The sequence below is a fragment of the Butyrivibrio sp. FC2001 genome (assembly GCF_000424125.1).
Taxonomy (GTDB): Bacteria; Bacillota; Clostridia; order Lachnospirales; family Lachnospiraceae; genus Butyrivibrio.
This window is the reverse complement of the sequence record NZ_AUJH01000030.1, coordinates 1-22,843: the sequence shown is the minus strand read 5'-3', so window position 1 is coordinate 22,843 and position 22,843 is coordinate 1. Positions and strand designations below refer to the sequence as shown.

Annotated in this window: 23 protein-coding genes and 2 pseudogenes; 21 read left to right on the top strand and 4 right to left on the bottom strand. The window is 42.0% G+C overall.

Features of this window, described 5'->3' with window-relative positions:
- Positions 1–265: pseudogene (locus tag G601_RS27350) on the top strand (group II intron reverse transcriptase/maturase); the annotation flags it as partial.
- Positions 266–468: 203 nt separating this feature from the next.
- Positions 469–1,404, top strand: a complete 936-nt coding sequence (locus tag G601_RS0113175; RefSeq protein WP_026665642.1) for a zinc ribbon domain-containing protein — start codon at positions 469–471, stop codon at positions 1,402–1,404.
- Between the two features lie 300 nt (positions 1,405–1,704).
- Here G601_RS0113175 and G601_RS0113170 read toward each other — a convergent pair whose 3' ends face one another.
- Positions 1,705–2,973, bottom strand: coding sequence for a hypothetical protein (locus tag G601_RS0113170; protein WP_026665641.1), 1,269 nt, complete (start codon positions 2,971–2,973; stop codon positions 1,705–1,707).
- Positions 2,974–3,250: 277 nt separating this feature from the next.
- Here G601_RS0113170 and G601_RS0113165 point away from each other — a divergent pair, with 277 nt between their 5' ends.
- On the top strand, positions 3,251–4,642 hold the full coding sequence (locus G601_RS0113165) for a PhoH family protein (RefSeq protein WP_026665640.1): 1,392 nt from the start codon (positions 3,251–3,253) through the stop codon (positions 4,640–4,642).
- Positions 4,643–4,733: 91 nt separating this feature from the next.
- Here G601_RS0113165 and G601_RS26220 read toward each other — a convergent pair whose 3' ends face one another.
- Positions 4,734–4,895 (bottom strand): hypothetical protein, encoded by a 162-nt coding sequence (locus tag G601_RS26220; protein WP_155834544.1) that lies wholly within the window; start codon positions 4,893–4,895, stop codon positions 4,734–4,736.
- A 129-nt stretch (positions 4,896–5,024) separates the two neighbouring features.
- On the opposite strand from G601_RS26220, the gene G601_RS25140 reads away from it, so the two are divergent.
- The 12 genes from G601_RS25140 to G601_RS0113100 all read left to right on the top strand — a co-directional run bounded on the left by G601_RS25140 (position 5,025) and on the right by G601_RS0113100 (position 18,796).
- Positions 5,025–5,996: a zinc ribbon domain-containing protein gene (locus tag G601_RS25140; RefSeq protein WP_026665639.1), complete on the top strand. Its 972-nt coding sequence runs from the start codon at positions 5,025–5,027 to the stop codon at positions 5,994–5,996.
- A 219-nt stretch (positions 5,997–6,215) separates the two neighbouring features.
- Positions 6,216–6,428, top strand: a complete 213-nt coding sequence (locus tag G601_RS0113150; protein WP_026492791.1) for a FeoA family protein — start codon at positions 6,216–6,218, stop codon at positions 6,426–6,428.
- A 31-nt stretch (positions 6,429–6,459) separates the two neighbouring features.
- Positions 6,460–8,451: a ferrous iron transport protein B gene (gene feoB / locus G601_RS0113145; RefSeq protein WP_026665638.1), complete on the top strand. Its 1,992-nt coding sequence runs from the start codon at positions 6,460–6,462 to the stop codon at positions 8,449–8,451.
- 165 nt (positions 8,452–8,616) lie between these two features.
- Positions 8,617–10,008: a DNA polymerase Y family protein gene (locus G601_RS23235; protein ID WP_051205839.1), complete on the top strand. Its 1,392-nt coding sequence runs from the start codon at positions 8,617–8,619 to the stop codon at positions 10,006–10,008.
- Between the two features lie 55 nt (positions 10,009–10,063).
- A complete protein-coding gene (locus G601_RS0113135; protein WP_026665637.1) occupies positions 10,064–10,408 on the top strand; it encodes a hypothetical protein in 345 nt (114 codons plus the stop codon).
- Positions 10,409–10,438: 30 nt separating this feature from the next.
- Entirely contained in the window at positions 10,439–12,172 is a 1,734-nt protein-coding gene (locus tag G601_RS23230; protein WP_035790756.1) for an Ig-like domain-containing protein, read from the top strand.
- On the top strand, positions 12,144–12,968 hold the full coding sequence (locus G601_RS0113125; RefSeq protein WP_026665636.1) for a class B sortase: 825 nt from the start codon (positions 12,144–12,146) through the stop codon (positions 12,966–12,968). Before G601_RS23230 ends, G601_RS0113125 begins: the two co-directional genes overlap by 29 nt.
- A gap of 144 nt (positions 12,969–13,112) precedes the next feature.
- The gene (locus G601_RS0113120) at positions 13,113–14,933 is read left to right on the top strand and encodes a leucine-rich repeat protein (protein ID WP_026665635.1); all 1,821 of its coding nucleotides are present in this window, start codon (positions 13,113–13,115) and stop codon (positions 14,931–14,933) included.
- Positions 14,934–15,137: 204 nt separating this feature from the next.
- Positions 15,138–15,695: a CAP domain-containing protein gene (locus tag G601_RS0113115; RefSeq protein WP_051201049.1), complete on the top strand. Its 558-nt coding sequence runs from the start codon at positions 15,138–15,140 to the stop codon at positions 15,693–15,695.
- Between the two features lie 146 nt (positions 15,696–15,841).
- On the top strand, positions 15,842–17,041 hold the full coding sequence (locus G601_RS0113110; protein WP_026665634.1) for an ABC transporter substrate-binding protein: 1,200 nt from the start codon (positions 15,842–15,844) through the stop codon (positions 17,039–17,041).
- A 95-nt stretch (positions 17,042–17,136) separates the two neighbouring features.
- Positions 17,137–18,021 (top strand): ABC transporter permease, encoded by an 885-nt coding sequence (locus G601_RS0113105; protein WP_026492785.1) that lies wholly within the window; start codon positions 17,137–17,139, stop codon positions 18,019–18,021.
- A gap of 1 nt (position 18,022) precedes the next feature.
- Complete coding sequence (locus tag G601_RS0113100; protein WP_026665633.1) at positions 18,023–18,796, top strand: ABC transporter ATP-binding protein; 774 nt, start codon at positions 18,023–18,025, stop codon at positions 18,794–18,796.
- A 58-nt stretch (positions 18,797–18,854) separates the two neighbouring features.
- Here the strand turns inward: G601_RS0113100 and G601_RS23225 are convergent, their stop codons facing one another.
- A complete protein-coding gene (locus G601_RS23225; protein WP_051205838.1) occupies positions 18,855–19,709 on the bottom strand; it encodes an Rpn family recombination-promoting nuclease/putative transposase in 855 nt (284 codons plus the stop codon).
- 266 nt (positions 19,710–19,975) lie between these two features.
- Here G601_RS23225 and G601_RS0113090 point away from each other — a divergent pair, with 266 nt between their 5' ends.
- The 6 genes and pseudogenes from G601_RS0113090 (at position 19,976) to G601_RS0113055 (ending at position 22,458) form a co-directional block, all read left to right on the top strand.
- Entirely contained in the window at positions 19,976–20,212 is a 237-nt protein-coding gene (locus tag G601_RS0113090) for a hypothetical protein (RefSeq protein WP_155834543.1), read from the top strand.
- Positions 20,213–20,456: 244 nt separating this feature from the next.
- A pseudogene (locus G601_RS0113080) lies at positions 20,457–20,765 on the top strand (terminase TerL endonuclease subunit); the annotation flags it as partial.
- A 71-nt stretch (positions 20,766–20,836) separates the two neighbouring features.
- The gene (locus tag G601_RS0113075) at positions 20,837–21,538 is read left to right on the top strand and encodes a hypothetical protein (RefSeq protein WP_026665630.1); all 702 of its coding nucleotides are present in this window, start codon (positions 20,837–20,839) and stop codon (positions 21,536–21,538) included.
- A gap of 152 nt (positions 21,539–21,690) precedes the next feature.
- Positions 21,691–21,954 carry a hypothetical protein gene (locus G601_RS0113070; protein WP_026665629.1) on the top strand — a complete coding sequence of 88 codons (264 nt, stop codon included), beginning with the start codon at positions 21,691–21,693 and terminating at the stop codon, positions 21,952–21,954.
- The gene (locus G601_RS27100) at positions 21,954–22,079 is read left to right on the top strand and encodes a hypothetical protein (protein ID WP_255346209.1); all 126 of its coding nucleotides are present in this window, start codon (positions 21,954–21,956) and stop codon (positions 22,077–22,079) included. The genes G601_RS0113070 and G601_RS27100 overlap by 1 nt, the downstream gene beginning before the upstream one ends.
- Before the next feature lie 133 nt (positions 22,080–22,212).
- Positions 22,213–22,458: a hypothetical protein gene (locus G601_RS0113055; protein WP_026665628.1), complete on the top strand. Its 246-nt coding sequence runs from the start codon at positions 22,213–22,215 to the stop codon at positions 22,456–22,458.
- Positions 22,459–22,624: 166 nt separating this feature from the next.
- Here G601_RS0113055 and G601_RS23220 read toward each other — a convergent pair.
- Positions 22,625–22,843, bottom strand: a 219-nt coding sequence (locus G601_RS23220; protein ID WP_035790754.1) for a hypothetical protein, incomplete at its 5' end; no start/stop codon positions are given.

Sequence of the window (22,843 nt, the reverse complement as noted above, 5' to 3'; positions counted from 1 at the left end):
CTGTACAGAACTTGATAGAAATATCAGGTATCGACTTCGCATGTGCATTTGGAAACACTGGAAAACTCCACAGAACAGAGCGAAGAACTTGGTAAAGCTAGGAATACCCAAATGGGCGGCATATAGAACCGCCTATAACGGAAAAGCGATTGCAAGCGTATGCTCAAAGACAGATGTGCAGAGAGCAATAAGCCCGAAAAGGCTTAAGCAATTTGGACTTATCTCAATGTTAGATTACTACACCGAGAGGTGTGTCACTTGTTAAGTTGATTGAACCGCCGTGTACGGAACCGTACGCACGGTGGTGTGAGAGGTCGAAAATGTCTCTATAATGAGACATTTTCTCCTACTCGATTTTTTTATATTTTATAAAATGTTTATGAAATATACATAGTTTGGGATGGCCGCTTATGAGATACTTATTAATAAGAATTATATTCGATACTATTATTATTAGGAGGGGAAGTAATGATTTGTACGAATTGTGGAGCAAAAATACCGGATAATTCAACAACTTGTGAAAAATGCGGAGCGAAAATAGAAGCTCCCGAGACTGAAGAAAAGACCAGAAACAAAGCTCTCAGCGCCGTATTGATCATTGTATTTATATTAGGCGCGGTTGCGGCTATTTTACTTCTGAACATCAGAAAAAACAGTCCGCTTCACGGGGCTAAGCTCAAAAAACAGGTAGTCTGGGAGACGGAGGATCTGACCGTTTCCGTGAAGGGACTAAAATACGATAAGGAAAACCCCGAGAATCCTTATTACATCGAGATGAAGGCTGAGAATAAAGGCTCTGCAGATAAGGTTGTTACCTGCGAAGCAGCTGCAATAAATGATGTAAAGGTGGATGCTGACTTTGAACTAAATGTTCCTGCAGGCGGAGAGGCCGAGGGAAGGCTTACATTCACGGACAGATACCTGAATTCTCTGGATATATTCAAGACCTTTTCAACAGTAGCATTAGCACTCAGATCAGATGATCAGATAAGTGGCAAGGTCTCCATGAAGACAGGGCTTAAGAAGAATAAGGCTACTCTGAATAAGGGCGATGCTACCCATCAGTATGATGAAAATGATGTGATCGTAAATTATGAGGCTCTTGATGTGGGCTACAGCGGATTTGGACCTGCAGTTGTACTCTATGTGGAGAACAACAGCGATGAGGTTATCCGCGCGAGAATAGGAGAGGCGAAGGTAAATGGCACCATAGTTGAATGTAAGACTGATGATACGGGATTATTACCTCACACAGCAGGATACGTTCAGTTTGTTATTGATAACGAGCAGCTTACAAGCAATAACCTGCTTCCACTCAGCAAGGTGAGTACGAAGATTGAATTTTATGATCCCGTGACACAGGAGACAAAGTTCACTGCACCTATACTTATAAACAATCCGTAGGAAACTTTTTGACATACTTGCGTACTAAAGAAGGATAGAAATATAGATTGGTTGCGAAGCGTGAGAATAAGCTTCGGAAACGATTTTTAATCAAATTTTATAAAATTTATGAAAAATCGTAAGCTTTTATATTGTTTTTCTGCAAAAGTATGATAAAATCTAAGTATGTTAAGAGTTTGATTAACAGGTATACAAAGTATACAATTTATAAATCGTTCTGCGGTTTATATTCTATGAGGGAGAAAGAGACCGGTACATAAGTACCGGCTCTTTTGTTTTTATGTATAAAATTATTGTATTTCAGCTTTCTTCTTCAGCGGCTTCAATGACGCCTTCTATCTTATTCCGTAGCCATACAATATCCTGATCAAAGGCCTTAAGAAGTGCTGCGGAGTACTTCGATTTCCTGATGGCATCGGTTTTCCTTACTGCAGCAAGGGAGGTCTGAAGCTCCTTTATTTTATCCAGGGTTTCAGTCATCTCATCGGAAAGAGAAGAGGAGCCGCGGATGCAGCCGTCAAGGACGCTTCCGATGCGGTTTCCCTTGTACATGATTTCTCTTGCGGAGGACATGACATCCGACCTGAAAACATCGAGGGCCTTTAAGTAGTCATCGCAGGCGGCGTCGCGCTTTTTCATGACCTCACGGAAATCCTGGTTAAGAGTTGAAAGACTCTGGATGAGAATGTTCGTGTAGTTAGTACTCTGTCTGTAGTATTCGTTACTTGCAGAGGAGTACATGTCGGAATATCTGGTGGCATCCCTGTGGGCAGACTGAATTGTGTGCACAGAGGAGCGCACTGTCTTAAAACCGTTCTCAAGAGCAAGGAGCTCTGCGTCAAGGGCTGCGGATATATCGTGGATTCTCCTTGAGAGGTCACCCACCTGTGCTGCAACCTTGGTTGAAAATTCACGGCTCTCCTCATTCATGTGAGTTGCTTCTATAGTAGTGTGGATTGCAAGAAGATCTGCCTCGGATGAGAGAGCCTCAAGCTGTTCCTTCTTTTCCGAGAGACTCTGAACCTGCTTGTGATACTGCTCCAATGAGGACAGAGTGTACTCAACGCTTTTTTTCAATATGTGCGAAAAAGAAGAGTAGCTTCTTATCTGTGACACTAGCCCCGGATCAGGCATATATTCCTCGGAGAGCTTGGGAAGATTGATCTGTGGAATCTCGGTCTTGTCCTCGAAGGCTGACTTGTCGGGAAGGTCCGGGATATTGTCAGTAGTCTCTTTAATAGAAGAGAGGGCGTCGCGCACCTTCTCTATGGTTTCGTTTAATGTTTTTACATCGCTGATATGCCCTTCAGATGCGGATATTATCTCAGTGATATCTGAATCCAGCTCTGAATAGCTCTCGTCCTGATCAGATGAAAATGAATCAAGGTCGCCCTCAATCTGGTCTCTTCTTCCTTTTAATGCTGTGGGAATATCGCGAATAGGCGCTATGAGGTCAGTGAGCTTTTTGCGCTTAACTACCTCCTGCCTGCTGATGGTAGGGGCAAACTCTTCCAGCGGCAAGTAACTGTTATCATATTCTTCTTCGTATTTCCTGCCGAAAAGTGCCAAGATTGTCGCCTCCCCCAAAAAGATAATGCAATTATAATATTCTAAAAACCGATAGAAATCATTGCATTCCTTCTTCAAGTATATCATATAATATGGCTATTTTACAAAGGGTTAATACCACAATTACTTGTAATTTTAATAGTGTAGAAACACAAAATATGGTATAATCATGACATAGACAAAAGGGTCAGGTTACCTGTTTCTTCTATATGGAAAATGTCTGATTTTCCGATGACCTGATAGCACTCGTCTAACTAAATAGGATGGGGGGAAGTGCATGAAAAAAATCTATGTACTCGATACTAATGTCCTCATTCAGGCACCACATGCGCTCAGGTGTTTCGATGATAATGATGTCGTTTTACCTCTGGTGGTACTTGAAGAACTGGATACGCACAAACGCGACGAAGGTGAACGCGGTGCCAATGTCCGAGAAGTAATCCGCTTGCTTGAATTGCTGCGGGAGAAGGGAGATCTTACCAAGGGAGTAGAGCTACAGGACGGCGCAACCCTACGAGTTGAGAAGAACTTTAAGGACGTCGAACTGCCCAAGGATATGGTGGAGTATAAATCAGACAACCGTATCCTCAGAGTTTGCAAAGGGCTTTCAGATACCTGCAAAGAGGAAGTTATCCTTGTAACTAAGGATATTCTGATGCGTATCAAGGCGCAGCTTCTGGGTATCAAGGCTCAGGATTTTACAACTGAACAGGTAGTATCACATGGAGAGCAGTACTCCGGACGTATAAGAGTTTACGCACCGGAAGAGATTTTTAAGGAGTTTAGAAGAAAGGGAGTTCCGGTAGATGCAGTTTACACCTGCGACGAGAACGGCGATAAGGTGAAGCCGGAGCTTTATGAGAACCAATTTGTAATACTTCAGGGTGACCAGTCCACCAATAAGACCCAGATGGGCAGAGTTGACCACGGTGTCATCAGGAAGCTTGAATTTGAAAAGGCTCAGCCCTACGGCGTAACACCCAGGAATGCAGGTCAGTATTTCCTTCAGGAAGCACTGATGCAGCCTGCTGAGAAGGCACCGCTTGTAATAGTAAAGGGTATGGCAGGTACAGCCAAGACCTTCTATTCACTGGCAGTAGGCCTTGAGAAGATGGTGAACCGCCCCACAGGCGAGTACAGACGAATTCTTATCTGCAGACCCAATTCACAGTTTGATGATGACATCGGTTTCCTTCCGGGAGACGAGCAGGATAAGATAGGACCTCTTATGAGACCTATCATCGATAACCTAGAGCAGCTCATCGACTCAAGTGAAGAGGAGAGATATGCTGATGAGAAGGAGCTTCAGGATAAAACTGATGAGATCTTCGAGAGAGGAATTGTTCAGACAGAAGCCCTTAACTTTATCAGAGGCCGTTCTATTTTAAAGACATATCTGATAATCGATGAGGCCCAGAATATGACGCCTGCACAGGCTAAGGGTATCATCACAAGAGCAGGTAAGGACACCAAGATCATTCTTTTGGGAGATCCCAACCAGATCGACAGACCCTTCCTTGATGAGAGGACCAACGGACTGTCATACGCTTCAGAGCACATGAAGGGCTCCGAGCTTTGCTGGCAGATATCCCTGGTGGCAGAGGAGTGCGAGAGAAGTAAGCTGGCTATGGATGCCATCGGTAGGATGAGAGATAAGGTAATTGTTTAAAAAATAAATAGTGGTAAACAAAAAGCAGGTCACAACCCATATCGGGAAGTGACCTGTTTTATTACTGTTCGTATAAAAAATATGCAACCCTTTACTGCTGCGGAGGAACCGGATTATCCGGAGAATCCTGTGAAGGCAGCGGTCTTGTATCAGTTGTGTAGTCAAGCTGACCGGGAGCAAAGTTTTTGCAGGCTGAGAGAAGTGTGATCGAGCCTACGATAGTGATGATGTTGGCTAATACTGAAAATCCCACGGAGACATTCTTATCAAGTCTTGATAGTTTCCATTCTTTTACCCTCCTCGTAGGAAAAATGAATTTTATTTATTATTCTATTGTAATATAATAATTACATTAATTAAATATAAAGGGAGAAATGAGGAAATGTTTTGTGAGTATTGTGGTAAAGAACTAGCAGACGGAACTAAGTTCTGCCCTTACTGTGGTAAGCCGGTAGGACAGAGTTCGCAGCAACCTGCAGGGAAGACTTCGCAGCAGCCTGCAGCGCAGCAGAGTACGTATGGGGAAAACGTTACTCAGCAACCAACCTATGGCCAGCAGCCTACTTATGGTCAGCAGCCTACTTATGGTCAGCAGTCTACATATGGCCAGCAATCTACCTATGGCACCGGCACCTATGGTCAGCCGGAGAATCCTTACTACCAGACACAGCCTAAGAAGAAGGGTAATGTTGGTCTGATTATTGGCCTGGTTGCAGCAGTGGTAATTATTTTTGGAGCCATTGCAACCTTTGCCTTCATTAAGATTAGCTCAGCAGTAAACACAGCAAAGGGGATTGCCGAAAATCCTTCGGATGCCTTAGTTGATCAGTATCTCGATGAGGATGGCAATTTTGATCATGGAAAAGTGAATGAATTTGAGGAAATGATGGCTGATTCCTGGGAGAGTCAGTCAGAGGATATGACTGGCAAAACAATGTATGCCACACATGATCTTGTTACCAAGGAAGAGACTTCTTACTGGGAGTTCCTCGATAATAAGACAGCATGGCTTATGATGCCGGACGGAAGCCACTACGAAGCTAATTACACCTACATTACAGGTAAGCTGGGAATGCTTTACACAGAGTTTAAGTTCCAGGAATTTGGTCTTACGTATGATGAGCTTGCAAGCGTTACAGCTGCCAGAATGGAAGCGGATCCTTCCTGCGAGGGTTACGTTGTTATAGCGTTTACCAACATGGAGCTTCATAATGCTGACGGTTCCACTGAGACAATGGACAGCTCCAATGCGGTAATGTACTATGGCGTAAGCTATGACAAGGGTGATTACACTCTGTACGATATCGTAGGTGCTAACTCAGCAAGCTACTACAACTTTATATGTGATAAGTAAAATAATTATTGAAGCCTGAATCTGCGGATTCAGGCTTTATTTTTTCTACATAAATATTTTTGAATTTTTATAAGAAATGAACTTGACAATCATTCTCAATAAGTACATAATGATTTTGCGATAGTTAGCAAGAGGTAACAAGAATATGCCCTAAACAAGCCAACTATACGAATTGCATAAAATTTAATTTCTATCATAGGAAGAAGGAGTCACATGGATATGACATTAAATGAAGCCGAAATCGGAAAAGAATATATCGTTTCAGATATAGAGACTGACGGCGATGAAGACATGAAGAGTTTCCTGTTTTCACTTGGATGCTACAGCGGTGAGACTATTACTGTTGTTGATAAAAAGCGCAATCTGGTGGTCGCAATCAAGGATGCCAGATATAACATTGATCCTGAGTTAGCAGAAGCTATCAAGATATAATTGAAAAAAGTTATTTTTAGGAGGAAGTAAAATGAGAATCGCAATGGCGGGTAACCCGAATAGCGGAAAAACAACAATGTTTAATGCCCTGACCGGACGTAGTGAGAAGATTGGTAACTGGGCGGGTGTTACTGTTGATAAGAAGGAGAGTCCCATCAAAAAGTCATTTTATGATGGTGGAAAGGAACTTATTGCAGTAGATCTTCCCGGAGCATATTCAATGTCTCCCTTCACATCCGAGGAGAGCATTACAAGCGGATATGTTAAGAACGAGCATCCTGATGCAATCATCAATATCGTGGATGCTACTAACCTTAGCAGAAGTTTGTTTTTCACAACTCAGCTACTTGAGCTTGGAGTACCTGTAGTTGTTGCACTTAATAAAAATGATGCAAACGACAAAAAGGGAAACAGCATAGATGAAAAGCTCCTTTCAGAAAAGCTTGGATGTCCTGTAATCAAGACTGTTGCTACTTCAGAGGCAGGTCTTAAGGAAGTGGTTAAGGCAGCAGCTGAGCTTGAAGGAAAAGGACAGAAGGAGCCCTATGTTCAGGGTAACGTTGATGTTCATGACAAGGCAGCAGTTGAAGAGGCAGACAGAAAGCGCTTTGCTTTTGTAAATAAGATTGTTAAGGATGTTGAGAATCGTAAGGTTCTTACAAAGGATAAGAACTTCGGAGATACAATCGATAACATTGTTACACATCCTGTTGTTGGACTTGTAGTTTTTGCTGCCATCATGTGGCTTGTATTCTATATTTCACAGACTACCGTAGGTACATGGCTTGCAGATATCCTCGCAGGCTGGATCGAAAGTTTCCAGGGCTTTGTGGGGGATAAGATGGCAGATGCCAACCCTCTTTTATATGCGCTATTGGTTGACGGTATCATCGGTGGTGTAGGTGCCGTTGTAGGCTTCCTCCCCCTTGTTATGGTTATGTATTTCCTCATCGCACTTCTTGAGGACTGCGGATATATGTCAAGAGCAACAGTAGTTCTTGATCCTATTTTCAAGAGAGTAGGTCTTTCAGGAAAATCCGTTATTCCTATGATTATCGGAACTGGTTGCGGTATCCCTGCTATCATGGCATGCCGTACCATCAGAAACGAGAGAGAAAGACGTTCAACAGCAATGCTTGCAACCTTCATGCCCTGCGGAGCTAAGCTTCCTGTTATCGCACTTTTTGCAGGAGCATTTTTCCCTGAGTCAAAATGGGTGAGCTTCATCTGCTACATGGGTGGTATACTTCTTATCCTTCTTGGCGCACTTCTTATCAAGGCAGTTACAGGAATGAAGTACAGAAAGTCATTTTTCATCATCGAGCTTCCTGAGTACAAGGTTCCCAGCCTTATGTTTGCATTGAAGTCCATGCTCGAGAGAGGTAAGGCTTACATCATCAAGGCAGGTACAATCATCCTTGTATGTAACACAATCGTTCAGATCATGAGTAGCTTCAACTGGCAGTTCCAGGCTGTAGAAGAGGGAATGGAGAACACTTCAATCCTCGCTGGTATTGCAGGACCCTTCTCTGTTCTTCTTGTTCCTGTTGTTGGTATCGCCAGCTGGCAGCTTGCTGCAGCAGCAATCACAGGCTTTATCGCCAAGGAGAACGTAGTGGGTACTATCGCAACAGTTTATGCTATCACCAACCTTATCGATACTGAGGAGCTTGAGCTTATCGGTGAAGGTAACGCAGTTGCAGCAGTTATGGGTATCACCAAGGCAGCAGCTCTTGCATACCTTATGTTCAACCTCTACACACCTCCGTGCTTCGCAGCTCTCGGTGCTATGAATTCTGAGATGAAGTCAGCTAAGTGGCTTTGGGGCGCAATCGGCTTACAGCTTGCAACAGGCTTTACAGTTGGTTACCTTGTATATCAGATCGGTACACTTGTAACAACAGGTACTGTTGGCGTAGGCTTTGTTCCCGGACTTATCGCAATCCTGGCATTCGCAGGTATCATCGGATTCATTATCCAGAGAAACCAGAAGGCTATGGAGCTTGAGTATAAGCTTGACTGATGAAAACTGATGTCACATTAAGCTTTGAATAGAAAAGGAATTATATAATATTTATAAGGATTTCCGGCAACTTCACTTGAGGGAGTTGCCGGTTTTTTGATAAATGGACACAAACATTTGTTTTTGGTAAACTGTGCTTGGAAGTTTTGTGGAAGGGAGGCATGTATGAATAGGACAATTTTTCATATAGATGTTAATTCTGCCTTCCTGTCATGGTCTGCAGTTAAAAGACTAAAGGAAGATCCTGATTCAGTAGATCTACGAACAATCCCTTCCGTTGTTGGCGGTGATGTAAAAACAAGACATGGCATAGTTACTGCAAAGTCGATTCCTGCTAAAAAGTATGGAATTCAGACAGCTGAGCCTATAGCCAGCGCTCTGCAAAAGTGCCCCAAGCTTATTGTGATCTCGTCAGATTTCCATATTTACAGACAGTATTCACATGCATTTATAGACATATTAAGAAGCTATTCCGAGATTCTGGAGCAGGTATCAATAGATGAGGCCTATCTGGATGTGACAGAGCTTGCAGGAATGGATGTAAGAAACCACCTGATAGATAGCTTTACCGGGCTCTTCAGGCTGATAGAGAGGGATGACGCCGGAGAGATAGAGAGGCCTGTGGCTTCAGAGGACGTCATCATTAAGGAAATAATAAATAACCCTGAATTTGATCAGGTATTTCCGCTTAATCTCGCAGCCGCGATAAGATATGAGATCCGTACAAAGCTGGGCTTTACAGTAAATGTCGGAGTATCAACCAACAAGCTCCTTGCAAAGATGGCCAGCGATTTTACAAAGCCAGACAGAACCCACACGCTGTATCCTGCGGAGGTACGCATAAAAATGTGGCCCCTTGATATAGGAGACCTCTTTGGCTGTGGCAAGAAGAGCGCTGAGAAGCTCAGGGGCGTTGGAATAAGGACAATCGGCGATGCTGCAGTGATGGATATTGAACTATTGAAATCTCAGCTGGGTGAAAAGGGAGGAGAGTACATTTACAGAAGCTCCAATGGAATAGGCTCGGACACCGTGCACACAGAGCACGAGGATGCCAAGAGCTATTCCAATGAGACTACTCTTGCTACCGATATTACAGCTGATAGCTACGATACGGACATGCCGCCGGTGGTAAGGCGCCTGGCCGATAAGGTGGCTGGGAGACTGCAGAAGGACGGCGTATATGGAGGAACAATAACCGCCCAGGTGAAGACCGGAGATTTCAGGCGGTTTTCAAGACAGATGAAGCTGTCTGAATCTACCAATGATGCAGATGTAATTTATGAAAATGCCATGCTTTTACTTGGGAATCTTCTCACCGGAGAGGATGGAATTTTTGAAGGCGGCATAGGCGTGAGACTCGTGGGAGTCGGCGCGGACAATCTTGATAACGGCGAGTACCGTCAAGGTAACCTCTTTGATTGGGCTGCCACTGGTAAGGCACAAGTCAGGGAGGAGAAGCTTCGGGAGGAAAAGCGTGGGAAACTTGAAGAGATGGAGAAGCTGATAAAGGGCCGTTTTGGAGATGATGCAATAAAAAAGGGGTACGATCAGTAGGCCCCATGAGACAGGCTCATGATGTTTTTGTAGTTTTAAGGGGAAGTTTTAAAGTATGAAAAAAAGTTTTTGGAATAACAAATTGGGGAGAGGAGTTTCTTTATTTATAATTCTATCGCTCCTTTCTACAGGAGTATCGTTTTCATCTGAGGGAGTGACGGCTAAAGCAGCTGCCATGACAGGAAATGTCGCCGGTGACCACAGAGTTGTGGAAGCACCCCAGATGGATAAGCTTGTGGAGCTTGATGGTGAGCCTGCCGAAGAGCTTAACGAAAATGCACTCCTTAGTCCTGCCTATAAGATCGGACAATACGCCAATCTTCTTTCAACTACAGAGAAGGCTATGTACAAGCTTGTTGTGGGAGCTGTATCTAATTACGCGCCCTATAGAACAAGTTAATCGGAAGCTTTTCAGAAATATGCATATACAATGGAAGTGAGCGCATCAGTTTATAATGAGCTCGATTCGATGGGTTCTGCTTTTCAAACGATGTTTCAGCATGTGATCGAGGCTACAATCTATGACAATATAGATAAGGTTCAGTTTGTTATGTGCAGACTTCCACGTTTCAAGTGGTTTAAGTCAGGAAGCAAATACTATGCACAGACCACGGCAATTGCTTACTATCCCTATGATTATGCTGCCATGAACCAAAAGCTTAAGAGCGCCCGCAGCAGCTTCCTTAGCAGTATTCCAAAGGGAGCAACTCCGCAGGAAACAGAAGCTATTATTCATGACGCTCTTATTGATAACGTCACATACAATTATGGATATAAATCCCTTCCTGCTTACCATTCCTGTTTTACAGCATACGGAGCCCTGGTAGAAGGAAGCGCGGTATGCGATGGATATTCACAGGCTATGTCATATCTGCTTCAGGCTAAAGGTATAGACTCCCTTGTGGTTACAGGCGGAGTTGGAAGCACCGAGGCCATTGCCGCAAGATACGGTCACGCATGGAATCTGGTGAAAATAGGCTCTGAATGGTACGAGGTTGATTCCACCTGGGATGATACAGGAGATAATAATGAAGCAGCGCGCCATAAATACTTTAATGTGACGACTGCTTATCTTGAAAATCTGGGCTCTTCAAGCCACTTAAGAGCAGCTCCTTATATAGGCTCGCTTATGGAGACGCCTATAGCTACGGGAACGACCTATACCTATAGCTACATGAAAAATCATTACCCGAACCTGTTTACCAACATCGTAGCTACAGGCATAACTACAAATATGAGGACGGCAGATATAAAGACAGGGGAAACAGTCACTGCACAGGCATACCTTACACCTTCAAATGTCACCAACAAATACGTAAAATGGACATCCTCTGATCCTTCAGTCGCTGATGTGGATGGAGGCGTTATAACAGGTAAATCATCAGGAAGAGCTATAATAACTGCCACCGCCGGATCAAACCCTGATGTACTTACAACGATAGCAGTAACGGTAACGACTCCAATAACAGGCATTAAGCTGGATAGAAGTAGTATCACTATGAAAATAGGTGATATTTTCAGTATTAACGCATCTACCGTTCCGGATAACGCAGATGATAAGTCGGTTTTATGGATCAGCTCCAACAAGGAAGTGGCTACCGTCAACAATGGAAAGGTTACGGCTACAGGCTCAGGAACAGCTATTATTACCGCAGTATCAGATGCCAACAATGCCATAAAGGCAAGCTGCAAAGTTACGGTTTCACTATCATCGGGAGCTGACATCACAGTGACCTCCGGAAAGGATACCTATAAGTATGAGGTTCTTGATGATGGATTTACAGTAGCCTTTAAGGGGGTATCTGATAAAAAGGTAAAGACAGTAGATATTCCTGAAGTCATATCTGATGCAAACGGAACAAAATACACTGTCACGGAGATAGGAAAGAGTGCTCTCAAGGGCAGGAAAAAGCTGAGGAAATTGACAGTTCCAAAAACTGTTACTACTATTAAAAAGAATGCTTTTAAGGGCTGTAAGGAGCTCTCACAGATAACCATCTACGGTGATACTCTTGAAAAGATAGAGAGCGGAGCTTTTTCAGGAATTTCAAAGAAGGCTACATTTACAATAAGAACTTCAGACAAAGCAAAATACAAGAAGATTGTAAAGAAAATAAAGAAGGCAGGCGCAAAGAATGCAAAATTCAAGCGAAAAAAGAAATAACAGTAAGGTAACACCCTTTGCGGTGATAAGAACAATACTTATTATCATCCTCGTAGGAGTAATAGGATATGAGGCGGTTATGATCTACCGCGACCAAACAGAGTATTCTGTTGCGGTTAATGAATATGAAGAAATTCGCGACACCTACGTGGATATAAAGGACGATAATTCCCAGAAGGGTGCAAGCCTCTGGGAGGACGCTTATCCCAAGCTCGATATAAAGTTCCAGGCACTTAAGGATGTTAACCCTGATTTTGTGGGATGGATTTATTTCCCTGCACTTTCTAAGATAAGCTATCCCGTGGTTAAGGAGCAGGAGATTGACCAGTACCTCTACAAGACCTTTGACGGAACCTCCAACAGGTCGGGCTGTATCTTCATGGATGTCCTCAGCGATGAGAATTTCTGTGGACTTAGCGACATGGTATTTGGACATAATATGAAAAACGGTTCCATGTTCGGTTCACTTAAAACTCTCTATAAATCAGAGAATAAGGATGTTTTAAAGAATAGCCCTTACGTCTACATTTATACAGAGGATAAGGTTTATAAATACAAGGTTTTCGCATATTACACCACCACACGCGGATCTGAGAGCTACACAGAGGTAACTGACGAGAACGTTTATGATGAGTACATAAATTATATTAAGAGTAATTCTCTTATAGATGTACCAGCAGACATCAAATTTGATGAGCACCCGTCACTGCTTACACTTTCAACCTGCTCCGGAAGAGCCGGCAGCGGAAGGCGATTTGTGGTTCATACAGCAAAGGTCGAAACCTTCGACAGATAAATCAAATAATTATTATCTTTATACAAAATTTATAGAAATCTAATAGAAAATTCAAAGCCCAGGGTATACAATATCTTGTATAAAAATTTATACAGGCTCAAAAATATGTGTTTTGTGTCATGACTTGAATGAGGGGGAGAGTCTATGAACAAACGTATATCCATTAACGGGAAAAGGCCTTTAATGGCAATCTTTGCATTGTCATTATTGGTCAGTTTAACTATATCTTTTGTTAATCCTGTGGCATCTGTCAGGGTCAGCGCTTCGGGGTATGATCTTCCGATTGGAGATCATGAAGGCTTTCCTATGCGAGGTGCTTCTAAGACAGTTGCGTCTGATTACAATCCATTAAGCGTACGTGCAAGGAATAGTAAGAATGCTGCAAATGCAGTAAGTCATGGCTATTATTACGAGAAATTGAATATGGATGAAAAGAGAGATTTCTACGATGCTCTTTATATTGCCTGCGACAGCTCAAGGCGTTTAAAAAAGTCCGATAAGCTTCCGAGTAGTGATTCTGAGGCTGATGTTGTAAGTAAGGGTGGATACCTTTTCTACTCAGGAAGTGAAAGCAGAAACAGATATTACAATGCGGATTCCATGGAATGCACCACTGTTGTAAACGAGGCTATAGAAGCAGTCTGCTATGACCACATGGCCAATGTAGAATATTACATGTGCGACTGGCAGATATATGAATTTGAAACAAATGGTGTCTACAAGGATTACATAATCATGCAGGAGTATACAGCTGATGATTATGATAAGATCGACCAGGCTGTAGCTGCAAAGGCAAAGGAATATGCTAATAAGGTAAAAGCCCTTGGACTTGTGGATGCCAATAACACAGCAGTGACAGTTCTAAATGTCCATGACTGGTATACAAAGCAGGTTGTATATGGAAATATCGGCTCTACAGGAAAGTCATATTTCAATTTTTCACACACTGCTTACGGCGCACTCTGTAAGGGAAGAGCTGTCTGTGACGGCTATTCTCTGGGCTATGCACTTATTCTTAAAGAGCTCGGAATAAATACAAAGGTTGTTACCGGATACGCTAAAACCTCGTCAGGCAGCACCGGCGGACATGCCTGGAATATGGTAAATATAGGCGGAGACTGGTACGAAGAGGATACAACCTGGGCTGATGCTTCAAATTCCAGCGGAGCTTATATAAATCACGCATATTACAATAAAACAACCTATGAATATAGGGTGGGTATTGAAGGCAGCAAGCATGAGAGAGGCGCGCCCTACGGCGGAAGACTAATAGATACTGCAACCGGAACAAAGTATACATACGAAGCTACTCTTGCTCTTTTATCAGGTCAGGAGCCTCAGTATAACGATAACTCCGGTGAAGAGTCATCTACAAACACTGACAGCACAAATGAAAATAGTTCAGATAACAACACCACAACAACAGATACATCCTATAATGAGCCTGTTACTCTGGAGGCTTCTCCGATAGTATGCAAGGTTAACAGCGACCAGACAGCAACCATAAGGGGCGTGACAGACACTGCCGATTCAACTCTTGATATTCCAAGTACTGCTTTAATCAATGGAAAAGAGTACCCTGTAACAGAGATCGAGGCAGAGGCCTTTAAGGGAAACAGAAATATACGTGAGATAACAGGAGGGCACAATATAGTTTCTATAGGAAAGGCAGCCTTTAGCAATTGTAAGAACCTAAGGACTGTTGATCTTTCACAGACAGATGTGAAAACAATCGGTGCCAAGGCCTTTAATGGCTGCAGCAAACTAAAGAAGGTAAAACTTAACGGTGATTATTTAAAGAAAGTCGGCTCCAAGGCTTTTAATAAATTAAATAAGGAGGTGAAGATAACAATATATGCCAGGAATAAGAAGACCTACAACAAGCTGGTGACGAAGGTAACAAAGGCCGGTGCTAAAAATGCAAAGTTTAAGAGTAAGAAATCCCTTGGCATAAAGTACAATTGAAAAATTATAACTAAATAGAGGAAACTTTTTTTGTGAATTTTTTCAGGATTACCACTAATAGCGTGATTGAAAGAAAATAATAAAAAGTGCAATCATAAATGTAATTTTAATTGAAATTTTCGTTGACTTTTATGATGAACATGGTATTATTGGTGTAGGTAATTTATTAAAAATGATTTTGTTTCTGTGACTGGAGGAACGCACATGAAGAAGTTTAAACGTGTAATAGCTACTATGGTTGCAGTCGTTATATCCCTTAATGTAATGGCTTGTGGAGCTGAGAAGGTAGCTAAAATTGACGACGTAGCTGCTCTCAGAGGAATAAATGAAGATACTGAGAACATCTACATTGATGATGAAGCAATAGCTCTTGCCGGAGAGGCTACATCAAGCCAGGCTGCATTAGCAGCAGCTCAGGCAGCATTCGCGCTCGTTAACCAGAAGCGCGCTGCAGCAGGTCTTTCAGAGCTTAGATGGAGTGATGCACTTACACAGGCAGCACTTGTAAGAGCTCAGGAGATCGTTGGTACATTTTCACATAACAGACCTAACGGTTCTGCATGGTACACCGTAAACAGTAACATCATGTTCGGTGAGAACCTTGCAAAGCTTTATAACACAGGAGACTCCGTTGTAGACGCATGGATGGCATCACCTACCCACGCAGCTAACATCATGGAGGCAGGCTTCAGTACAGTTGGTATCGCCGTATATCAGGCAGAGAATGGCAACTGGTATTGGGCACAAGAGTTCGGATACTAATCCAAAGGTAATTCCTAAGACCCGCGACATTGCGTCGCGGGTCTTTTTGTAGTATTATTAAACAGTTACTTGCTGTGATAATTTACAGTAGTGAAGTGCATTGAAGAGCCCTGACAACTTTTCGATGCATCAATAGGAGGATTATTATGAAAAGAAAGATGATGGCAGCTATACTTGCTGCATCCATGATGGTGATGACTGTCACCGGATGTGGAGACAACCGTAAGGTAGCAGATGACGCAAACCAGGCCGAGAGCACAGAGACAGCTGACAGCGCTGAGACAGAGAGCTCCGAAGCAGAGACTGAGGCAACAGAAGAGGCTACAGAGGACGCTACAGAGGACGCTTCTGAGGCTGAGACAGAGGATGCATCAGCAGATGCTTCCGAGGAAGCTACAGAAGAGGCCACAGACGTTGATACAGAGGGAAAAGAGTACATTATCGGTATTTCACAGTTTGCAGAGCACGGCTCACTTGATAACTGCCGTGAGGGATTCCTTCAGGGACTTGCAAACGAGGGTATCGTAGAGGGAGAGAACCTCACAGTTCACTTCCAGAACGCTCAGGCTGATACAGGTACTGCAAGCCAGATTTCAGATGCTTTTGTAGCTGATGGCGTAGACCTTATCTGTGGTATTGCAACACCCAGCGCAATGAGTGCTTACAATTCAGCACTTGGTACAACAGTACCCGTTATATATTCAGCAGTTTCAGATCCCGTTGCTGCAGAGCTTGCAAACGAGGACGGCACACCTGTTGGTAACATCACAGGAACATCTGACGCACTTGCTGTAACAGAGCAGCTTGAGATGATCAGAAAGATGCTTCCCGATGCAAAGAAGATCGGTATCCTTTATACAACATCTGAGACAAACTCAGAGAGTACAATCGCTCAGTACAAAGAGCACGCAGCAGATTATGGCTTTGAGATCGTAGACAGCGGTATCAACACACTTGCTGATCTTGATATGGCTGCAGCAGACCTTGTAACAAAGGTTGACTGCATCAACAATCTTACAGATAACACAGTAGTTTCAGGACTTCAGACAGTTCTTAGCTATGCTAACGAGCAGAAGATCCCTGTATTCGGATCTGAGGTTGAGCAGGTTAAGGTTGGCTGCGTGGCAGCTATGGGCCTTGATTATGTAAAGCTCGGTGTTCAGACAGGTGAGATGGCAGCTAAGGTCCTTAAGGGTGAGAAGCAGGCTTCAGAGATGCCTTTCGAGGTAATCAACGAGCCCAGCCTTTACGTAAACACAGCTGCAGCTGAAGGTATCGAGATGCAGCTTGACGAGGAGTTCGTATCTACAGCAGCTGAGGTATTTGACAGCATCGCTGCAAATTAATAAAAAAATATAAAGCTTCCAATGTAGGAAGTGTGAAATAAAAATATGCCTTCCCCCTTTAGGGGAAGGTGCCCGAAAGGGCGGATGAGGGTAACATGGCTTTATTGGTAAGTGTCCTCGAGCAGGGATTGTGCTACGCAATCATGGCTCTTGGAATGTATATAACATATAAAATTCTGGATTTTCCGGACATGACTGTGGACGGCGGCTTTCCTTTCGGAATCTGTCTTGCGGTTGTAATGATAAGAGCCGGAGTTCAGCCTATACTTACTTTACCTATCTGCTTTGCGGCAGGTTGTCTTATTGGAGTATGTACAGGTATTATTCACGTGGTGTTCAAGGTAAGAGACCTTCTTGCCGGAATCATCATGATGACCGGTTTATATTCCATAAACCTTCGTATTGCAGGAAGAGCCAACCTTCCCATGTACGATTACTACACGATTTTTGACAACAGACTTATGAACGGTATCTTTGGTGCCGTTCCCGGACTTGCAAAATTCCAGTCCGTAATTATTCTTGTTGTGATTGTTGCCGTAGTTAAGCTGATCCTTGACTGGTATCTTAAGACCAGATCAGGACTTATGCTTCAGGCAGTAGGAGATAACGATGTTCTTGTAACTTCAATGGGCGTGGACAGAGGTAAGGTGCGCATCATAGGCCTTGCAATCGCAAACGGTATGGTTGCACTTTCAGGCTCCATATACGCTCAGCAGCAGAGATATTTTGACGTATCCATGGGTACAGGAACCGCTGTTATCGGTCTAGCCAGCGTTATTATAGGAACTGCGCTTCTTAAAAAGCTTTCATTTTTCAAGGTGACTACAAGCGTTATTATAGGTGCTATTGTCTACAAGGCCTGCGTTGCCATTGCAATCAAGTGCGGTCTTCAGTCAACAGACCTTAAGCTCATCACAGCTGTACTGTTCCTGGTGATTCTCATAATCACAAGAGACAGAAAGCGGAAAGTGGAGGCCTGATATGCTGGAACTGAAATCAATTTATAAAAACTATAATGCAGGCAGCGTTAATGAGATGTGCCTGTTCGACGATTTTAACTTAACTGTTCCGGACGGACAGTTTGTGGCTGTCGTAGGAAGTAACGGATCCGGCAAGACCTCAATGCTGAACATTATCTGCGGCTCAATACAGGCCGACAGAGGAGAGGTTCTTGTAAACGGTGTTAATATTGCCAATCAGCGTGACTACCAGAGACACAGAACCATAGGAAGAGTTTATCAGGATCCTTCAAAGGGAACCTGCCCTTCAATGAATATCCTTGAGAACATGTCAATCGCTGACAACAAGGGTAAGAGATATGGTCTTCAGTCAGGCGTTAATCACAAGAGGAAGGATTATTACAGAGAGCTGTTAAAAGGTCTCGGACTTGGCCTTGAGGATAAGCTATATACCAAGGTAGGCTCACTCTCAGGTGGTCAGCGTCAGGCGGTTGCACTTCTCATGAGTACCATGACACCCCTTGAATTTCTGATTCTTGATGAGCACACAGCGGCTCTTGATCCCAAGACTGCTGACATCATAATGGAGCTTACCGAGAAAATAGTAAGAGAGAAAGAGGTGACAACCATCATGGTTACCCATAACCTCCGCTACGCTACGGAATATGGTGACAGACTTCTCATGATGCATGAGGGTTCAGTGATCCTTGATAAGGCAGGAGAAGAGAAGAAGAACATGAATCCGGAACAGATAATGCATCTGTTTAACGAGATAAGTGTTGAATGTGGTAACTAATTTATTAGGAGCTGTGCATTGATCAGGCACAGCTCCTTTAAAGTTACTTAATTCATTTTTAACTATCTTTATTAGTCAGATTAGCCAATAGTGCTTCGAGTTCTGCTATTCTGGCATCTTTTTCAATCAAAGAATTATCTTTTTCAGCAAGGACACTATCCTTTTCAGCCAAAGCATTATCCTTTTCAGCCAAAGCATTATCTTTTTCAGCCAAAGCAGCATCTTTCTTTGCAAGCTCGCGCTCATATTCACCTTTCATAACATCAATATCAATTTTGGATAACATATATTCAGTCCTCCATTTCTGATTGAGACGAGCGAGTTTGACTGCATCGTCAAGCTGGCTTGTTAACTGACTGCCTGCAAGCTTACCACTAAGGTAATCTAAAAAATCCTTCATTTCAACAGAAACATCATCTCTATTTCCTTTAGCACAGACAAATATCCTTGAAGTGCCATCATCCAGGATGATGGAAGAGTCTTCGTCAGCCCTTGGTCTGAAGTGATACAGATGGTATCCATATTCTGGCAGAATGTTGAATGGGCATATGAAAATTACATAACTATCCATAAGCTCGATGTAATCAGAGTTCTTTCCAAGTGCCTGAGAATCCATAATATTTTGATAGAAGCGAGATCTACGTGCAAGATTCTTATTAGATTCTACCTGCATTTCAATATCATACATTGTAGAGCCGTCATCTTCAAAATATACATCTAGACGGATGCCTTTACCATCGGGTGTGATTTCTATAGTCTGTTCACTATTTAGCCCCACCATATGGCTTATTTTTCTATTGATGATAAGCTCTACGAGCTGCTTGCATAGATTTGGATTACTTTGCATAACTTTACAAAAAATAAAGTTATTGGTAATAGTCAGCTCCTCATAATTTTGTTGTTCATTGTTCAATAAGTTTTTCTCCTTTCATTGTAGCCGAAAAGAGTGCATAAAACCACGGATTTCGACTTTATTTAATAAAATTTTTGCTTTGAAATCCTGCAGAAGAAGTATCTGCGAAAGATAAACAAGATGCATTTATCATGCGAGAGTTATGATAACATGATAAAAGTTAGATGACAACTTAAGTTTTTCTTAAGCCATATAAATAAACATATGTAAATATGTGTTTGTAAGTCTTGTTGTATATGATAGTAATGGTATATATATCGAAAAATTTGACAAAACTTCGACAGACTGAGTATGAAGAACTGATAAATAAACTAGAAATATCTAAGGAGAAGGCAGATGCAATCGATGAGTTTATCCGGAAACTAAAGACAATGAAGACTCCTAATGAAGAATTCGATATGTGGCTCTGGGGCAGCATGGTGGAGAGCATGACAGTGGGAACTGATGGAGGTGTCACATTTGAGATGAAGAGTGGAATGAGGATTAGGGTACAGGAAGGATAATCATATATGAATAGGAATATAAGACTATGATAGGAAATTAAAAGCAATCAGAATTTATACTAATATAAGATACATTGGCATTCTGACGTGTTATAATTTGGATAACCGTAGGAGTTTGATGACATTATGTAACCGCTAATTTTGTTTTTTCGTAAAGGAGGTAATCCTATGGATAGCAATGGAAAGCGAGATGTCATCATTGCAGCTATTGATGCTGTAAAAGAGCTTATCATTGAATGGTTCAGAAACCATGGGATTCACGGTTGCTGCATTTGGGCAGGGCTTTAAGGATATGAGCCCGCCTTCAAAGGAAATCTTCAAGCTTGTGCTTGAGGAAAGGGTAGCCCATGGCGGACATCCTGTACTAAGGTGGAACTTCGATAATATCTTCATACGGACGGATTCCGCGGGGAATATAAAGCCTGACAAGGAAAAGTCCACAGAACGTATCGATGGAGCGGTAGCAACCATCATGGCTCTTGACCGTGCTATAAGGTGTGGACTTGATTCCGGGGAGAGCGTATATGACAGTAGGGGACTTTTGGTATTTTGAACATGTTTCATTGATTCACTTTCTTATAGCTTTTATAATAGCAACATAAAAATGTTGGGAGAATGAGAAAAGTGGAACATATAACAAGCAGATTAAAAGCAAAAAGGATATGGAAAGAAACTTGCATAGAGTTTAAGGCAATTAGAAAAAGGGATTATAAATTAAACTATTATTTAGATAGGATTTTTTTCTGGATTGCAATAATAAGCTTAGTTATAACTGCTGTTTTGGAAATAATAGATATGATATTCAATATCCAGGATATGGATTCGATTCTATTAAAATCGATGTTAGCAACATTTCTCATAGGATTTATTTCAGCAATCCTGCTGTGGATGTCTGACAGGCTATTTAACAAGAAAAGATATGAGTGTTGGATCAGGACTTTTTCTGAATATATAAATAAACTTGATGGCGAAAATGAGAAAAGGAAAATTGTTCCATATAGCAGGATATTCACATTTTATATAGAACTGCTTGAGCACTACTCTGATCTTCCAAGATATAAATGGTATGCATGGCTTATCAGTAAACTAGCTGTTATCATAATGGCCTGTTTAAGTCCAAACACAATTATGTTAATAGCAAAACTGAGAGAAGGTGATTTTGTTTGGAATATCATGTATATAATTTTTTTGATATTGCTAAATGAGTATGTGACTTTTCTTGTAAGAGAAATCCTGAATCTCAAATTGTTTGATATAGACTATCGTAAAATGAAAGATGTTGTGGAACTGAAACTATATAAAGAAGTTGAAAGAGAACTAAGGTAAGACACAAAGCATCGCCACGGCGGTGCTTTTATGTTACTATCGATAGTATGCATATTTTTTGATTAAAACTGTTGATAGGATGATGAGCTGCAATCAAATTTTCCTTTTAGAATATTGGGGTAACGGTCAATCAGATTCGAAAGGAGAAAACAATGGATTTGCAGGACATGACAGATTTCATCACTGCTTATGACGGTATGAATGAGATTATCGACGGAGTGGAAATGATAAGCGGAGAAAGGTGTGGAGATGGAGCTCTGGATAAAATCTCAAATCTTGTGGAAGTAATCATCAAGTACGCTGTCCATTATGATAAGGTAAATGATCCAGACCATGAGAAAATTTACAAGATACTTGATGATGACAGATTTGAGCCCGAGGAGAGGGCAAAGAGATTGTTAGGAATTGAACTGTAATGGAGAGAGCATCGCTTTGGGCGGTGCTTTTTTCATGCCCTGAAGGAGGCTTTATGGTCATTCTTTCAATAATAGGCTTCCTAATCATAAAGGAAGCACTTAATCAGATGGAGGTAATGTATTGAATTTGATATCAATGATCTTTAAATCAAGAGCTCCGACTAACAGGACTGCTGGATCAGCCTATAACTTTTTTATGGGTGCATCGGCAGCAGGGAAGAGGGAGAAATTGCATATCTAGATTATTTAAGACAATACATGGGTGGAAGAGATTTAATGGAACTAAACCTAGACTATGAAGGTGCTGAAAGTAGAAAAGATTATAGTGAAGCTGCTTTTTATGGAATTTTAGCTAAAATATCAAAGGCGGTTACAGATTTTGTAGAAGAAGAAATCACAGATTCGTTTGAGCCTTTTAGGGAAAACTTTGAGAACGAGATGAAGGAGAAGGCTAGGAGATCCATGAAGGAGTATAAAGGGTATTATCCAATGTTCATGAAATAAGGAAAATAATATTATAATAACAATAAAGATAACAATACATATAAGGCAGGGATAAAAGTATATGAAAAAAACATTGTTAGCGTCGGGGGACTTTGACCATTCAGCATCGGACTATTTTGACCAATAATCATCGATTCAAAATAGCCAATGGTGGTTAATCCCCTTTTTATGTTGTTACTACATGCCAAATAACCGGATTAACAAATCCGCAGGATTTGTATAATGCATAAGGATTACTTTTATTAGCCACACGTCCTGACACAGTGACAAAATCCGCCTTATTTTCCAGTCTTATCAGCAATTCGCATACTATGTATTTACCTAATCCCAGTTTTCGATAATCGGATGAAACTTGTATCCATTCCAAGACACCTTCTCCAATACG

Bases quoted from the DNA above. Each gene is read 5' to 3' on its own strand.
- G601_RS0113165 (WP_026665640.1), top strand. From the start codon at position 3,251: ATGAAAAAAATCTATGTACTCGATACTAATGTCCTCATTCAGGCACCA.
- G601_RS25140 (WP_026665639.1), top strand. From the start codon at position 5,025: ATGTTTTGTGAGTATTGTGGTAAAGAACTAGCAGACGGAACTAAGTTC.
- G601_RS0113110 (WP_026665634.1), top strand. From the start codon at position 15,842: ATGAAAAGAAAGATGATGGCAGCTATACTTGCTGCATCCATGATGGTG.
- G601_RS0113115 (WP_051201049.1), top strand. From the start codon at position 15,138: ATGAAGAAGTTTAAACGTGTAATAGCTACTATGGTTGCAGTCGTTATA.
- feoB (WP_026665638.1), top strand. From the start codon at position 6,460: ATGAGAATCGCAATGGCGGGTAACCCGAATAGCGGAAAAACAACAATG.
- G601_RS0113100 (WP_026665633.1), top strand. From the start codon at position 18,023: ATGCTGGAACTGAAATCAATTTATAAAAACTATAATGCAGGCAGCGTT.
- G601_RS0113150 (WP_026492791.1), top strand. From the start codon at position 6,216: ATGACATTAAATGAAGCCGAAATCGGAAAAGAATATATCGTTTCAGAT.
- G601_RS0113055 (WP_026665628.1), top strand. From the start codon at position 22,213: ATGGGTGGAAGAGATTTAATGGAACTAAACCTAGACTATGAAGGTGCT.
- G601_RS27100 (WP_255346209.1), top strand. From the start codon at position 21,954: ATGGAGAGAGCATCGCTTTGGGCGGTGCTTTTTTCATGCCCTGAAGGA.
- G601_RS23235 (WP_051205839.1), top strand. From the start codon at position 8,617: ATGAATAGGACAATTTTTCATATAGATGTTAATTCTGCCTTCCTGTCA.
- G601_RS0113105 (WP_026492785.1), top strand. From the start codon at position 17,137: ATGGCTTTATTGGTAAGTGTCCTCGAGCAGGGATTGTGCTACGCAATC.
- G601_RS0113135 (WP_026665637.1), top strand. From the start codon at position 10,064: ATGAAAAAAAGTTTTTGGAATAACAAATTGGGGAGAGGAGTTTCTTTA.
- G601_RS0113175 (WP_026665642.1), top strand. From the start codon at position 469: ATGATTTGTACGAATTGTGGAGCAAAAATACCGGATAATTCAACAACT.
- G601_RS23230 (WP_035790756.1), top strand. From the start codon at position 10,439: ATGGAAGTGAGCGCATCAGTTTATAATGAGCTCGATTCGATGGGTTCT.
- G601_RS0113070 (WP_026665629.1), top strand. From the start codon at position 21,691: ATGGATTTGCAGGACATGACAGATTTCATCACTGCTTATGACGGTATG.
- G601_RS0113125 (WP_026665636.1), top strand. From the start codon at position 12,144: ATGCAAAATTCAAGCGAAAAAAGAAATAACAGTAAGGTAACACCCTTT.
- G601_RS0113120 (WP_026665635.1), top strand. From the start codon at position 13,113: ATGAACAAACGTATATCCATTAACGGGAAAAGGCCTTTAATGGCAATC.